The organism is Thermococcus indicus (assembly GCF_006274605.1).
GTDB classification, from domain to species: Archaea; Methanobacteriota_B; Thermococci; order Thermococcales; family Thermococcaceae; genus Thermococcus; species Thermococcus indicus.
Genome location: NZ_CP040846.1, coordinates 20203 through 34967 on the forward strand (window position 1 = coordinate 20203; position 14765 = coordinate 34967).

Genomic DNA, 14765 nt, shown 5'->3' on the forward strand with positions numbered 1-14765 from the left:
CGCACCCTCAGGTGATACCATGGAGACCCTTTATTTTCTAACCGCCAGAGACGCGAGAAGACTGCTCTTCGCGAAGGGCGGAGCGAGGCTCAACCTCGACCTGAGGAAAACCAGCCGTTCGTGGCTGGTAACCCTCGACGGGGACGGGTTCATATTCCCAGATGGAACCAGGGTCGAGAGGGACGTCATCGAGAGGATCGCGAGGGACGAGGGTAGCGTTTACTTCGTGAGAGGGGGTGGGGTTTATAAAGCCGCCATCGCAGGAGAGCACTTCTACAAGCTCGTCCCGACGATTCCACCGACGATAGAGATAAACGGCATCAGAATGCACAGGACGAAAGACATCAACCCGCTCCAGGACACAAGGAACAAGGTGAACGCGGTGAAGCCGAAGGAGGGCGAAACGGTTCTCGACACCTGCATGGGGCTAGGATACACCGCGATAGAGTCCGCCAAAAGAGGGGCGTACGTCATAACCATCGAGAAAGACCCCAACGTGCTCGAATTGGCAAGGATAAACCCCTGGAGCAAGGAGCTGTTCACCGGCGGGAGGATTCAGGTGATACAGGGCGATGCCTTCGAGGTGGTGAAGCGCTTTAAGGACGAGACCTTTGACGCCGTTATCCACGACCCCCCCAGGTTTTCCTTGGCAGGCCACCTCTACGGGGAGGAGTTTTACCGCGAGCTGTTCAGGGTTCTCAAACCCGGCGGGAGGCTCTTCCACTACGTCGGCAACCCCGGGAAGAAATACCGCAGAAAAGACTTGCAGAAGGGCGTTATGGAGCGCTTAAGAAAAGCGGGCTTCGTCCGGGTTAAGCGCGTTGAAGAAGCGCTCGGCGTTGTGGGGAAAAAGCCGGGAAAGGAAAAGGGGAAGGATTAAATCCCTCCAACCTCCTCCATCTCCTCGAAGGCTTCGAGGTTCGTGTAGTAGTCCATGAGCTCTGAGATTTCCTTTCTAAGCCTGAAGCTCTTGGCTATCGCTATTCCAAAGCCTATTACCGACGGCCAGGCCAGGAGGAGCAGCAGCTTGGCGTCGCTTATCGGTATCGGCCTTGGGTCGGTGAAGCGGTTGAAGTTCCATATCATGAAGGCTATCATCAGCCAGGCCGTTGAGAAGTTGGTAAGCCCACTACCGCTTTCTCCGAGCTTGAAGCCCGGAACGACGTCCTTGGTGAGGGGTGGGAGCAGGTTGCTTCCCATGAATCCGAGCTGGTCCTCGAAGACGTGGAGCCACTGACCTATCATCGAAGCGAGTGCAAGCTCGGTCGCGTGCTCGTAGCCAATCAGCCTGAAGAAGGCGAAGACGACGAGGCCTATTATCATGCCCATTGTGAGGGAGTGGCTGAAGCCGTGGTGCCAGGGCAGGAACCTGTCCTTGACGACCGTCTTGCCCTTGAACTCAGCCCTCCTGAAGGCTATCTCCGGGCCCGAGAAGGAGTCTATCCTGGTGGGCTTGGGGTAGGTCTTGATGAAGGGAACGCTTACCTTCGCTACCCCGTACTTCCTGTACTCGGGAACGTCGCCGCCTATTGCAACGCCACCTGGCGTTACTATCGGGCCCATCTCGACGCGGACTTCCCTCTTGGGCGGGTCGGGGTGAACCCAGAAGCGCCTGTAAACGTCGCCGGGGAGGCGAATGTTGTGTATCTTGACTATCCTCTCACCCTCGCGGTAGGCCTCCTCAATGGCTCTGGCTATCGTTTCCGCTATGCCCTGCGGGTGGGGGGCATCGCTGACGACGAGCTTAAGCGAGCCGTCCTCCTCGAGGTCGACGTAGCCGAAGACGAGTAACCTCTTGCCCCCCTCGATCCTTCCGAACTCCTCCTCGAAGAACTCGTAGTCATCACCGAAGGCCTCGACGGTTATCTTCCCGGTTCCGTCGTTGAGGGTGAAGACTATGCTGTTGTAGGTCTCGGTTACCGTCTCCTCGCCCCCGTCCTCGCGGAGAACCTTGTAGGAGACCTTCCCGGAACCCCTGGCCAGTATCTCCTCCACCATCCCTTCGATGGCGAAGAACTGGTAGCGGTTCTTTTCGCTCAGCTCGGAAACCTTGACCAGCTTCGGCGCGTAGTGCTTCTTCTCGTCCCAGGGGGCAGGGTCTATCTCATAGTCCCTTCTCGCCAGGAACTTTCCGAACTTGAAGTCCACGAAGTCGGGGAAGTAAGCGGCGGCAGCCGCTATGACCGGAATGAGTATGCCGAGCCTTAAATCACCGACGAGCGCTCCGAAAAAGGTCGCCGCTGCCAAACCAGAGATGTAGTGGGTGAAGCCTCTCATCTCCCATCACCCCAGTCCGAGCAGGTGCATGAAGTAGCCGGTGTGGCCTGTCATGCTGATGAGCACCGGAAGGATAAGCCCTCCGAGGCAGTAGCTCCTCCTGGTGTTGAAGGCGGCCGCCATGAGGCCTATCGCCGTCGAGACGAAGAGCACTGCTAGGCCCATCGGCCCGGTGAGGAGGTAGCTTATGACCACGAGCGTAACTGCAACAACGTAGGAGAGCTTCTTGATGTGGACGACGTTGAAGCTGTTGGCTATGAACCTGGAGAGGTAGTAGGTGAAGAGGAAGCTTATGCCCGCGCTGAGCAAGATGACCCCTATCGCGGCCAGGTACTCGGCGTAGCTCTTGGGGGTGTAGATCGAGCTGACGAGCCAGGCAGCCGCTCCCCTCGTGAGCCTCAGCTGGGGGAGGAAGAGGAGGGTAAACGCGCCAACGTAGTAGATGACCCTGTTCACGCCCTGGCTTATGATGAAGGCATCGTCTCCGCGCTGGCTCGTCATGTGGCCGGCAACTAGCGCGCCCATTCCTCCAGTGATTATCGGATAGACCGCCGCTATGGTTCCTCCTAAAGCGCCGCCGAAGCTGGCCTTGAGGGTGTTGTAGAGGCTACTCTCGACCCTGTCGTCGGGAACCTGCTCCAGCATCGGCGGGTTGGAGAGTATGTTGAGCAGCACCCAAGACATTCCGAAGAAGCCTATGAACATCGGGGTCAAGCGAGTGTATGCGCTCGTCGTCGGTAGAAGGTTGGTGTTCATAACTATGAAGCCCAAGAGGCCGGAGAGGAAAAACACCAGGATTCCGCCGAGTATCTGCCTCCAGGCCAGCCAGAGCCTCTCCCCCGGAGTCCTTCCGCGGTCGCCCTCCTTGGGCCACTCGCTCATGAACATGAAGACCACTATCGCAACCAGGAAGTAGGTGATGTACGGGCTGGTCGCCTGGTAGATCGGCGGGAGGACCCTCGGGAAGATGAAGAGGGCACCCAGCACGAGGAAGAGGGTTCCAGCCACCGCCCCGATGAGGTAGAGGAGCACAGCCTCGTGTCCCCTGCCGAGAAGCAGGTATCTCTGTGTGGGGAAGAGGAGGAATACTGCGCTCTCGTCGGCGACGCTGAAGTAGACACTGGAAATGGCGCTCACGTAGGCGTAGGCGACTATTGCTCCAATAGCGAAGAATGGAAAGGCCTGGACGGGCATCAGCTCGCCCACGCCGAAGACTGCCACCAGTAGGGCCATTATGTTGAATATGTGGAAGCCCGGGATCCAGGATATCAGCGAGCCGAAGATGACTCCCGCGAGGGACCAGATTAAAAGGTCTGAAAGGGGAACCATGGCCATCACCTCACCTCGATGCAGTCTCCCCTGTATGGAATGACCTCAACGGTTCCCTTGTACTCGGCAACGTAGCCCGCAATCCTGACCGTCTGACCCTCGGTGAAGCTCAGGTCTCCCGCAACGCTCTTCGGGATGAATATCACAAGCTCTCCGCTTCCGTCGTCGATGGTCAGCTTGACGAAGGTACTGCCGGTGTAGACGTCCTTGACAGTTCCCTCAACGACCACAGTCGTTCCGAGGAGGTCGAGGGTAACGTCGCCCGTCCTTAATTCCTCCGCCGGAACCGCCTCGACGACGGTTATGGAAACCACCTCCCCGGCGCTGGTGTCGTAGGTTATCCTCAGCGTGCTCCCAGTCCCCGCTTCCCTCGGGTCGGGGAGGAGGGTCCTGGCCACCTTGAGCTTCGTGCTTCCTGTGGAGTCGTGGATAGCCATGTAGTAGGCACCGTTTTCGTAGCCCAGCCCGTCCCAGGTGACGGTGAGGTTCACCCTTCCGGTAGCTTTAGAGAGCTCCGCAACCGTCACCTCCTCGATTTCACCGGTTCCGGAGGGCCTCTCCACCTCGATGGCAGAGAGGTCGTAGACGATTATCTCCGGCTCGTCCCTGTACTCGTCGACATAGCCTGCCAGGTGGACGGTCTGACCCTTGCTCACACTGACGTTGGCCCCTCCAGGAATGAAGACCGCTATCTCACCGCTTCCGTCATCTACAGTCAGCTTGAGGTTGCTTCCGATGATGGCCACGCTGGAAACCGTTCCGTTTATTGCAACAGTCTTACCCTTCATCGAGAGCCCGATTGAGCCGGTCCTGAGGATCGGCGAGGGCTTGGCTCTGGTGACGTTCAGCCCGGTTATCCTGCCGGAGAGCGGGTCGGCTATCACCCTCAGCGTGCTGCCCGTTCCGGCGTTGAGCGGGTTGGGCAGGAGGGAGCGCTCGGCAAGCAGGGTTGCGCTTCCGGTGGGGTCGTGGAAGGTTATGACGTAGTCGGGCTTCTGGTAGGCAATCGAGTCCCAGGTAACGGTAAGGAGGAGCGGCTCTGTGGCGGTTTTGAGGTCACTTACAGTACCCTCAGTTGGCCCGCTGGCTTCCAGCTTCTCGATCGAGGCCGGGTTGAAGAGCACTACCTCCGGCTCGTCGCGGTAGATTTCAACGTATCCTCCAATCTGCACCAGGTCGCCCTTGGCCGGGACGTAGGTCAGCTCGTTGGCCGTTGAGCGCGGCACGAAGACCGGAAGGTTGCCGACGACTATCTTGAGGTTGCCGCTGAGGTTGGCAACGTCGGTGACCTTGCCGACAACCGCGACAAGCTGTCCCTCCATATCCACGGTGACCTCATCTGGTTTGAGCGGAATTGGAGCTATCGGCACCTCTACGGTGATGTTTTCACCCTTCACGAGGTTATCTCCAGCCACCAGGCCCCTTATGACCACCGGACTTCCGGTTCCTGCTTCAAGCGGGTTGAGGTTCAGCAGGGCCTCCCTCGGGAGCGAGGCCTTGACGCCGTCCACGGTGAGGTAGTAGGTGCCGTTGGCGTAGGTGAGGCCCTCGATGGATCCAGCGAAATCGACGAGCTGGCCCTCGTAATCAGCCAGCTGGCCAGCGGTGACCTTTGGGAGCTCTATCTCCTCCGGTGGGAGCGGCTCTCCGAGGGCCCTTATTCCTTCTCCAGTGTAAACAACTACCTCAAGCTTTCCGCGGTACAGTTCAAGGTAGCCACCAACCTCGACTCCGAGGCCGACCTTGAGCTGGGCCTTGGTCTCGTTGGAGAGCTCCGCGAGAGTAGCTGACGGAACGAAGACGTCCAGCCTTCCGGTTCCGTCGTCGATGACGAGCTTGAGGTTCGAGCCTATTCTATCGACCTCTTCGATGTTGCCCTTCACGGCCACTATCGAGCCGCGCATGTCCAGGGTTAGGACGCCGATCGGCTTGAACTCGGTTTTCACTGGCTTGACGGCCTCCAGGTAGGCCGCAACGAGCCTGCCGTCGTCACCCATTCTTCCCGCGACCCTGACCGTGCTCTCGCTCGAGGCGTTGAACGGGTTGAGGTTCGCGAGCACCTCGCGTGGAACGAGGGCGTCGAGATAGTTCCCACCGTCGGTGAGGGTCAGGGCGTAGCGGCCGTTCTCGTAGGTTATTCCGGCTATGGAACCCTCAACCGCAAGCACCATTCCCGGATAGTTGGGTGCCTCGCCTATCGGGACTACCGGGGCTTCCTCGATCGGAGTCACCGCAAGCTGGGTGAGGTTCCTGACGACTATCTCCGGCGAGGTACCCTTGTAGAGGTAGACTATTCCCGGGGCATAGATTGTATCCCCGACCTTAACGGAGAGGTTGTTGAAGACGAGTAGAACCCTCGGAACGAGCACCGAAACGAGGGAATCCCCGGTATCGACGGTCAGCAGGTAGCCGGAGCTGACGTTGGAAAAATCCGTGATGATGCCCTCAACGGCCACGTAGGTGTTGCTCATGTTGGCGTTGAGGGACTTGACGAGGGGCGGTTTCTCGGAGTAGAGCTTCGAACGGAAGTGCAGGCCGTCGAGGTACTGGAGCATCGAGTAGGTGTAGGTTTCCCTCACGCGGAGCTGGACCTCGGCGGTAACCTCGTCGCCGGGGAACGGAACGAGGCCCTTCCGTATCATCTCGTCCGCCAGGGGGGAGTAAACGCGAACGTCTATCTGTCCCGTTCCATCGTCCACCGTGAAGGTAATGCCGAGCTTTCCGCCGGTCTGGGAGACGTAGGGAACCGTAACGACCGTTCCGTTTATCCTGACGACGGCGTAGTTCATCAGGTAGTTGCCGTAGACGTCGCTCACCCTGACGAGCGGGGCCTGGGCGCTCTGGGCAGCCACCAGAAGAACGGCGACGCCGATTACAGACAGGAGAATCGAGAGGTATTTGAGCCTCGAAACATCGAGCTTCTTCTGCTCCTTCAGGCCGTGATAGTAGAGCTTTTTCTCACCCTTCTTTCCCGACATGAGCAGACCTCCGGATTATTTGACATAGCAACTCAGTTGATGGGTGCACCTTTTAACGCTTTCGTGACAAAGAACGTCAGAACTGGGCAGGTTTGAATAGGAGGGAGCGTTACGAGACCGGAAAATAATTTAAGCCCCGGGGAGCTATTGCGACCATGCGGGTCATCATTGTCGAGGACAAAAAGAGGCACCTCTTCCACCCCCTGCTCGTCTCCAGGGCGAGCAGGGCTTTAGTGGATAGGAACAGGTGGGAGTTCGAGGCCGTTCTGAGGGAATTCGAGCGGAACTACTTCATGGAAGGGCTGATGAAGTACAGGGGCGAGTCTTTTCTCGAACTCCTGGGCAAGTACCTCTTCTTGGGTACCGTGGCGGGGTTCAAGGGGGCCGAGGAGCTCGTCGAGGAGGCAAGAAAAGGACTCCGCATCGTTGAGGTCGGCGACCCCTACGTCCCGTTTTATATATCCGGAACCCTGTTCTTAGCCGGAAAACCTGTCCCAAAAGAGATTGTAAAAAAGCTCCCCCACCCAATCCACGACCTCGAGGACGATGATTACATCGCCTTTCTCCTCCGGCTCTTCGAGCACAACCACCGCTTCGGGATAGTCAGCTGTGCCCGCGAGTTCTGGACGATGAGGCAGGCGCTTTATGGGGGACTGCTGAGGCCAGAAAGGCAAGAAATCTGGGAGGGAGAAGGCTGCTTCGTTGGGGTGCTTCACCTGAACGGAGAAGAGGACGGCATTGAAGGGAACACCCGGGGGAATTTCAAAATAGCCTGCAGGAACGGGTGGTGCGTCTTCTACTTCCGGGGAAGTAGAAAAAGGCTGAAAGGAAAGCTAAGGGAACTGGGGGTCAGTTCCCTCCTTTGAGTACCTTCTCGACCTCAAAGCCCTCCTCGTACTTCTTGAGCTTCCTCTCGAAGAACTCGATGAAGAGCTTGTAGCGCTTTGAGCGGTGCTTCGGACTTCCGCGGATGCTGTGGCCGTGGGGGCCCTTCTTGAAGACCGCTATGTAGGCCTCCTTGCCCAGATCCCTGAGCACGTGGTAGAACATCAAACTCTGATCGAGGGGACAGCGGTAGTCCTCAAGGGAGTGGATTAGGAGTATCGGCGCTTTAACCCTCCCCGCGTAGAACAGCGGACTCAGCTTGCGGTAGTTCTCGTTTTCGAGCGGGTTCGGGCCGATTACCTCCACATCGTACCAGAGGCCTATGTCCGAGAAGGCGTAGCTCGTCAGCCAGTAGCTTATGCCGTTCTCGCTTATTCCGGCCTTGAAGAGGTCGCTCTGCGTTAAGGCCCAGTTGGTCATGAAGCCGCCGTAGCTTATGCCCGTTATTCCAACGCGCTCCCTATCAGCTTGAGGTTCAAGTTTAAAGAACTCCTCGATGCCGGCCATTATGTCCTGGAAGTCCTCCAGACCGGTTCTCTCCAGAACGCGCAACGCGAAGTCCTCGTCGTAGCCGTCGCTACCGCGCGGGTTCACGAAGACGACGTAGTAGCCCTTGCTCGCCATCAGCTGCATCTCGTAGACGAATCTGTAACCGTACATGCCCTTGGGCCCACCGTGGACGAAGACTATCACCGGCGCCTTTTCGTCCTCCTTGAGTTCCGGCCTGAGATACCAACCGTCTATCTCAAGGTCCTTGCTCCTGAACCGGAAGTGCCTCGGCTCGGATGTCTTGAGCCTCTCAAAGATTGGCCCGTTGTAGTCGGTCAGCTGCTTCAGTTCGCTGTCGTAGAGGTAGAGCTCTCCTATCCTGGTAGCGGTCATTATCAGGAGCAGGGCCCTTCCCTCGCTGGCATCTAGTCCATAAATCCAGTGGTTTCCAACCACAACCCTCTCGGCCTTTCCGTCCCAGAGCCAGAGGTTCACCCTGCCAGCGTCGGGAGTCAGGAAGTAAACCTTCCCATCGGTGAGCTTGGCAGAGTAAACGTCGAGCGGGCCCTCGTAGACCGCTTTAAGCTCGCCGTCCCAGATGTAGAGCCAGTCGTGCTCGCTGATGAACCGCTTTTCCCTCTTGCCCCTAAGGAGGAGGGCTTTCCCGTCGGAATCCACAGCCTCAAAGGAGACCCTCTCGAAGAGCTTCTCCTCTTCTCCATCTTTCCAGAGGTAGATGTCGTAGAACTTGAAGAGTGCCGGCTTGCTTCCCTCGCGGTGGGGGACGTTGACGACTATCGCATCGCCGTGCCATATCCCGCTCGAAAACCTCGGCTTCTCAAACCGCTCGATAACCTCTTCGCTCTCCGTGTCGAGAACCCAGAAGGTCGTTTTTTCACCGTCGAAGAACCCCATGCTGTCGAACCAGGCGGGAACGTCGTCGTCGAAGACGAAGTCCTCATCATCGCGGCGCTTGAAGCCGATTACAAGGAGTCTCCTCGAATCGTCGTTCCACTGGATCGAGCGGACGTTTTTAGCGCTCAAAACCTTCTTGGCGCTCAGGGTCTGAACGTCCGCCACCCATATCTCGCTCGTCTTCTTCTCCTCGTTAAAGCGGGTGAAGGCCAGCTTTTTGCCGTCAGGCGAAATCCTGGGCATGGAAGCGTTCTCGATGAAGCGTCTCGCCCCGATTTTCAGGTCATCAACGACCACCGTGCTCTCGTATTTGTCCTCCTGCAGGTTGGCCTTCGTGAGGGTATAGGCCACCAGGTTTCCCCTTATCCGCGGGTCGCCGAGGTAGGCGAACTTAGAAAAGGTCTTCTCATCCCATTCGATGTTGCTCATAACGCTATCACCGGCCTATCATGGGCATCAAAGTATATAAACTTAACTATCATGCGCAGTAACAAACGCGAGAAGGTTTAAAAGGTCATCACCGATAGCGGGTGGTCAGGTGGAAACATGAGGGAGGAGCACGGGGTTGGAATCATACTCGGTCTTGGGATATTCATCTCCGTGGCGTTCAGAACCTACGCCGGGGTGACAATAGCCGCCGTCGGGATACCCCTCTACCTCGCGTACGTCGCCCGGCAGCAGAACATCCTGGCAAAGTCCAGGCTCTTCGACAGGGACCTCTTCCTGATGATGGCGATAGCCGTGGCCGTGATACTGGTCTTCAACTACCTCTGGGATCCGAGGATGGGCCTGATAGCGATGGCCGTGGCGATACCTCTCCTGGCCCTCTACGCCGACAGGCTAAAGGCGAGAAAGAAGGCCCAGAAGGCCTGAGAGCTTCCCGGTTCTCTTGTAGTTCCGCACCTCCTCCCTCATCTCCTCCAGGAATGCCCGGTCCACCCCGAATTTCTCCCGAACCCGGCGCGAGATGTGGTTGTCGTTCAGGAACACCATTGCCATCGCGGAGGTGAGGTTCTTCGGCTTCCTCCAGCCGGACTTTTCGAAATCTATCAACCAGACCCTCTCGCCGACTATTACGTGCTTTCCCCCCTGAATCTGGCCGTGATCGAGACCGAGCCTGTCGAGCAGGGCGGTTTTCTCAACTATCTCAAAGATGTGTCGCTTTTCGAGGTCCGCGTGGAAGATTATCTCCCCCTCCGCGAACTCCCGAACGAGATACTCAAGGCCCTCAAAGACGCCGTAAGCCACGAGCGGGGGGGTTATTCTGAATGGCTCCACCGCGCGGATAATTTCGGCCTCCCTGGCGAAGTTCTGCCTCGGGGAGTCCGGTCGTTGAAGCTTTATTATGACGTTTTTTTCATCCAACCGGGCGCAGAAGATGAGACTCGTGGTTCCCTTGGCGTAGGGCCGAATTTCCTCAAATCCAAGCGATTTCAGGCGGGAGTAAAACCGCCCCAATTGAGCTTCGCTTATCAAGTGGTGGAACATAGGCCTCGATAAGCTTAAATACTCCGCCGATAAAATACTTTTGGTGATAGCCATGGTGACGGCTTTTATTTTGATGGTGACGGCCGCTGGAAAGGAAAGGGAAGTTATGGAGAAGCTTCTGGCCATGCCGGAGGTTAAGGAGGCTTACGTGGTCTATGGCGAATACGACCTCGTCGTAAAGGTCGAAACCGACACGCTCAAGGACCTCGACCAGTTCATAACCGAGAAGATAAGGAAAATGACCGAGATCCAGATGACCTCGACGATGATAGCCATCTGATTCTCTCGTTCTTCGTTCTTCCGTTCTCCATTATGCCAGCACCCCTTCTGAAGTCTCATCCTCCCAGAGCAGGGCAAAGCCCACGCTCAGAAGCACCATCGTGACGACAGGTGCTAAAAACCACCACCATCTGCCCGCGTAGAGGGCATTCTGGTTGAGGCCCTCCAGTATGAACGAACCCCAGTTGTCGCTCGGAATCATGTTGAAAAACCCGAGTATCGCCACGAGCGCGACCACCTTGGGGAACAGGAGGCTGAAGTGGCTCAGGGCGTAGGGGATTACAGGCTTCAGGATATGCCTCCTGAGGATGTGGAGATCACCCGCTCCGAGCGCCCTCGCCGCGGCAATGTGCTCCTTGACCTTCTCCTGAACGACGAAGCCCCTCACGGCGCTCCCGAACTTGCCCGCGAGCAGGAGGGCGAGTATCAGTGACAGGGTTTCCGTTTTTATTTCCCGGGTCATCGCTATGCCCGTCGTTGAGAATGAAAATATCATCAGCATCGCGAGGGGAAGGACGGGGAGAGCTCCGAGAGAGTTCAGCAGGCTCTCGAGAAGAATCGCGGGCCGGCTCCGATAGTAGCCGGCGAAGAGGCCGAGGAGCAGGCCGATGATCATCACAAGGAGGGAGACCTCAAGCGACACGAGTAACGTGCTTCTACCGGCCAGGACGAAGCCCACCCAGAGGTCGCGGCCGTAGGAGTCTGTACCGAGGAGACCGTAGGAATCGCCAAAGACCGTGACGGCAACGGGGGAAGTGGATTCGACCTCGAGGGTGTACCTTCCCTCCAGAACCTCGCCGCCGTACCCCATGAAGAGGAGCTGGGTGGGGGTGAAGAGGGGCCTGCTCTCCGGGCCGTAGCCGAGGGACTCGGCAAACTCGTAAGCCCCCGCGGCGAGTGCAGGGTTGGAGTTGATGCTCGTCCTCCCATCCACCTCCACCGGACCGAGGACCACGGAAAGGCCGTCGGGGCGGTGAATCACGAGCCTAACCGTCGAATTGCCCTCAAGCATTATATTTCCTGGAACGATGCCCTCAACCGCAAAGGTAATTGAAAAGTTCGTTCCAGCCGATTCAAGGGTTCTGAAGCCCGAAGGGAGCCAGATGGGCCGGGCGTTCTTGGGGTAGTCGTTCCAGTAGGGCAGGTAGTTCCAGTTGGCGGCCTTTTCCGGGGGCACGAGGAGACCCACTGGGACGACCGCGAGGAGCATCACCAGCAGTATAAGCGTGATTCCGGCTTTTTCCTTCCGGTCAAGCCTCAACGCCGCCACCTCCAGGGGTTAGGAGTTCTGACAGAACCGTAACGGCCAGGAGGACGAAGAAGTTCACCACCATGAAGACCGCTATGGGGTAGAAGAAGACGTCCGGGTCGAGGGTGTAGAGGTCGCCCGATATGCGGAAGCCCCACTGGAGCATCTTGCCGAGGCCGAAGAGGCCGAAGAAGGCATCGACCACAAGGGCGAGCGTCGAGACCTCGACGAAGTGCTGGAAGAGGAAGCCAAGGAAGGAGGGCATCACGGCGCGGAGGACGTGCCTCTCGATCCTGCGCTCCGGCAGCCCCATCGCCCTCTTGGCGCGCACGTACTCCTTCCCGAACTCGTCTCGGAGGAGTATCACCAGGGCCTCGACGAACTCCCAGAGGGCGACGAGGACTATGGAAACCAGCGGGAAGGCCATGTAGGCGAGGGTCCTGGTGGGGGAGGTCGATGTGCCGAGGCCGTTTATCAGGTAGTTGGGAAGCGCGCTCATTATGATGAGGAGCGAGAAGAGCGCCGCCACCGCCCAGACGGGGAGGCCGTTGAAGACTCTGGCGAGAAAGCGGACGGTGGAGCGGAGGCGCCTTTTCCTGAGGGCGAGCTTCGCCAGCGGGAAGCCGATGAGGATTATCGTGATCTCAGCCAGGGGGATTAGCACCAGCGTTCTGGCCACCATGAGCTTTCTGGGTATCGGGTAATCGTAGTCCGGCCTGAAGAGGGCGTGGTGGAGCGTGTAGAGCCCCGCATGGAGGGGGTTCATCACGAGGGTTGGGTAGTCCTTTGGGGCCACGAAGTTCATGTAGTAGTCGTAGGGGTCCATTCCCATGGAACTCGCGTTGGCCTCTATCACGGTCCTCTCCGCCGAAGGAAGAAGGCTAAACTCCATGTCCGCCCGGTAGAACTGGTAATCCTTTATCCCGATGCCAGAGATGAGCGCCACTAGGAGGATGAGGAGGAGGTAGTTGAGGAGGGTGCGAGTAACTGCCCGACCCACAGAATCACCTCGCAAAAATATTGAAACAAAGGCTACCCGACGAGCTTGAGGAATATTTCCTCCAGGCTGGGTTCTTTCACCTGCATTGTCAGAATCTTCGCCCCCTGATTCGCTACAAAGTCATGAAGCTCCTCCCTTATGTCCTCTGGCGAAACCACCCGGTACTTATTCCCACCGAGCGGACTCACACTCCACTCCACCGAACTCCAGTCCACGGGCTTGTTAGTCTCAATGACGATGGTATAGCCAGCCTTCCTTAAGAACTCCCGCCTGATGTTCTCAATGCTGTCCTCCAACCGGAGTTTACCCTTAACAATCACTCCAACCGTGTCGCAAACCTCTTCCACGTGCGCGAGGATGTGGCTGGAGAAGAACACCGTTTTTCCAGCCTTCCTCTGCTCTCTAATAATCTCCTTGAACTCCGCTATTCCTCGCGGATCCAAACCAGTCATCGGCTCGTCGAGGATGAGAAGCTCCGGGTCGTTGATGAGCGCCTGGGCAAGCAGGAGGCGCTGCCTCATTCCCTTCGAGAACTTGCCAACCTTCCTCCTCCTGGCTTCCTTCAAACCAACCAGGTCGAGAAGTTCGCTAATCCGCCTCTCCTTCTCAGCCCTCGGAATCCCGAAAGCGTCAGCGATAACCTCGAGAGTCTGCTCGGGAGTCAGAAAATCCCACAAAGTAGCATGCTCGGGCATGTAACCAATCCTCGCCTTGGCTTTGACGAGCTTACCCTCGTCAAACTTGCCGTCCCTGAAGACTTCCTCGCCAAACAATTCAATTCTCCCATCCTGAGGGAAGATGAGGCCGAGGGTGCTCAGGATTGTCGTGCTCTTCCCGGCTCCATTCGGACCGAGGAAGCCATAAACTTGACCAGGCTTAACCTCAAGGTTAAGACCGTCCAAAGCCCTAACGTCCTTATAAACCTTAACAAGGTTCTCAACCCTAAGCATGACCATCACCTCAAATCCATCCTTCCGAACCTGAAGAGGGCCAACCCGAGGTAGACAGGGATAAGTCCAACTATCAAGGCAGTCTGGGCGGAATTGTCGGCTATGGCTCGCCTAACCCCAAGGTACTCGACGGTGTACGTGCCGTCGTCGTTGAATGTGGTTCTGTCTATGTCAGTGAATATGTCAAGCATGAGTACCTGGGGGGCGTAGAAGAGGTATCTGAGGTGGTACTCTCTGTAAAGCTCGTTCAGGCGCTCGCGATAGGCCCTCAACTCGTCTTTCGAGAGCTTATCAAAGTCATTCCAGCCCTTAATTCCGAACTCTTCCTTGGCTTTGTCCTCCGCAAAGCCGTCCACCACCTGGGGCATGACGAGACCGGTAACGAAGAACAGGACCAGGGCCAGCCCCAGGGCGGTGTTTGAGGAGCGGACAAAGGTTGAAATCAGCAGACCGAGAGCTAAAAGCTGGAGCATCGCAAACAGGATCAGCAGGTTGGAGAGAACCAGGTCCCCAACGAGGGAAGTGGTGAGGGAGAGGCCGTAGTACTTCGTTATCGCGAAGGAGAGCAGGGTGGCAAAGGCCATCGCCACGACTATGCTGAGCGCCTGGCCGAGGAACTTGCCGAGCAGGTATGAAATCCTCCCCAATGGCTTGCTGAGGGCCACCCTCACCGTTCCGTTCTCAAGGTCATTATTAACTGAAGTCGCCCCGGCCATGAGGGCGTAGACGCCGATGAAGAGGAACGCGCTGACCGCTATGTAACCTATGACGCTCGTGACGAGCACTTCCTGCGGGTTTGTGGCGCCTTCGAGGTTGTCCTTCACTTCCCTGAAGGCCATGGCGTAGATTAGCAGAATCAGAACGAGTATCAGCCAGAACTTCTTCGTCCTCAGACTTTTCTTCAGCTCCAGCTCAAACCCCCACAT

General features: G+C 57.5%; 13 protein-coding genes. 4 read left to right on the top strand and 9 right to left on the bottom strand.

What is annotated here, in order from left to right:
• The first annotated feature begins 19 nt into the window (after positions 1–19).
• Positions 20–880 (top strand): class I SAM-dependent methyltransferase, encoded by an 861-nt coding sequence (locus FH039_RS00130; protein WP_139679737.1) that lies wholly within the window; start codon positions 20–22, stop codon positions 878–880.
• On the opposite strand, the gene FH039_RS00135 is transcribed toward FH039_RS00130, so the two are convergent.
• Genes FH039_RS00135 through FH039_RS00145 form a run of 3 tightly spaced genes read right to left on the bottom strand, consistent with a single transcriptional unit; the run spans position 877 to position 6584 of the window.
• On the bottom strand, positions 877–2277 hold the full coding sequence (locus tag FH039_RS00135) for a metal-dependent hydrolase (protein WP_139679738.1): 1401 nt from the start codon (positions 2275–2277) through the stop codon (positions 877–879). The genes FH039_RS00130 and FH039_RS00135 overlap by 4 nt on opposite strands.
• Positions 2278–2283: 6 nt before the next feature.
• Positions 2284–3606, bottom strand: a complete 1323-nt coding sequence (locus FH039_RS00140; RefSeq protein WP_139681504.1) for a tripartite tricarboxylate transporter permease — start codon at positions 3604–3606, stop codon at positions 2284–2286.
• 5 nt (positions 3607–3611) lie between these two features.
• Positions 3612–6584, bottom strand: a complete 2973-nt coding sequence (locus tag FH039_RS00145; RefSeq protein WP_139679739.1) for a hypothetical protein — start codon at positions 6582–6584, stop codon at positions 3612–3614.
• Positions 6585–6739: 155 nt separating this feature from the next.
• On the opposite strand from FH039_RS00145, the gene FH039_RS00150 reads away from it, so the two are divergent.
• A complete protein-coding gene (locus tag FH039_RS00150; protein WP_139679740.1) occupies positions 6740–7450 on the top strand; it encodes a hypothetical protein in 711 nt (236 codons plus the stop codon).
• Here the strand turns inward: FH039_RS00150 and FH039_RS00155 are convergent.
• Positions 7434–9302: an alpha/beta hydrolase family protein gene (locus tag FH039_RS00155; protein WP_139679741.1), complete on the bottom strand. Its 1869-nt coding sequence runs from the start codon at positions 9300–9302 to the stop codon at positions 7434–7436. The genes FH039_RS00150 and FH039_RS00155 overlap by 17 nt on opposite strands.
• 117 nt (positions 9303–9419) lie before the next feature.
• On the opposite strand from FH039_RS00155, the gene FH039_RS00160 reads away from it, so the two are divergent.
• Positions 9420–9746 (top strand): hypothetical protein, encoded by a 327-nt coding sequence (locus tag FH039_RS00160; protein ID WP_139679742.1) that lies wholly within the window; start codon positions 9420–9422, stop codon positions 9744–9746.
• On the opposite strand, the gene FH039_RS00165 is transcribed toward FH039_RS00160, so the two are convergent.
• Entirely contained in the window at positions 9714–10361 is a 648-nt protein-coding gene (locus FH039_RS00165; RefSeq protein WP_139679743.1) for a serine/threonine protein kinase, read from the bottom strand. The two genes, FH039_RS00160 and FH039_RS00165, sit on opposite strands and share 33 nt — an antisense overlap.
• Before the next feature lie 52 nt (positions 10362–10413).
• Between FH039_RS00165 and FH039_RS00170 the strand changes: the two genes are divergently transcribed.
• Positions 10414–10641 carry an Lrp/AsnC family transcriptional regulator gene (locus FH039_RS00170; RefSeq protein WP_014013114.1) on the top strand — a complete coding sequence of 76 codons (228 nt, stop codon included), beginning with the start codon at positions 10414–10416 and terminating at the stop codon, positions 10639–10641.
• A 30-nt stretch (positions 10642–10671) separates the two neighbouring features.
• Here the strand turns inward: FH039_RS00170 and FH039_RS00175 are convergent, their stop codons facing one another.
• From FH039_RS00175 to FH039_RS00190, 4 genes are read right to left on the bottom strand one after another with little or no spacing between them, the layout of a single operon-like run.
• Positions 10672–11901 (bottom strand): ABC transporter permease, encoded by a 1230-nt coding sequence (locus tag FH039_RS00175; protein WP_139679744.1) that lies wholly within the window; start codon positions 11899–11901, stop codon positions 10672–10674.
• Positions 11891–12889: an ABC transporter permease subunit gene (locus FH039_RS00180; RefSeq protein WP_139679745.1), complete on the bottom strand. Its 999-nt coding sequence runs from the start codon at positions 12887–12889 to the stop codon at positions 11891–11893. The genes FH039_RS00175 and FH039_RS00180 overlap by 11 nt, the downstream gene beginning before the upstream one ends.
• Before the next feature lie 32 nt (positions 12890–12921).
• The gene (locus FH039_RS00185; protein WP_139681505.1) at positions 12922–13839 is read right to left on the bottom strand and encodes an ABC transporter ATP-binding protein; all 918 of its coding nucleotides are present in this window, start codon (positions 13837–13839) and stop codon (positions 12922–12924) included.
• 5 nt (positions 13840–13844) lie between these two features.
• Complete coding sequence (locus FH039_RS00190; RefSeq protein ID WP_139679746.1) at positions 13845–14765, bottom strand: ABC transporter permease; 921 nt, start codon at positions 14763–14765, stop codon at positions 13845–13847.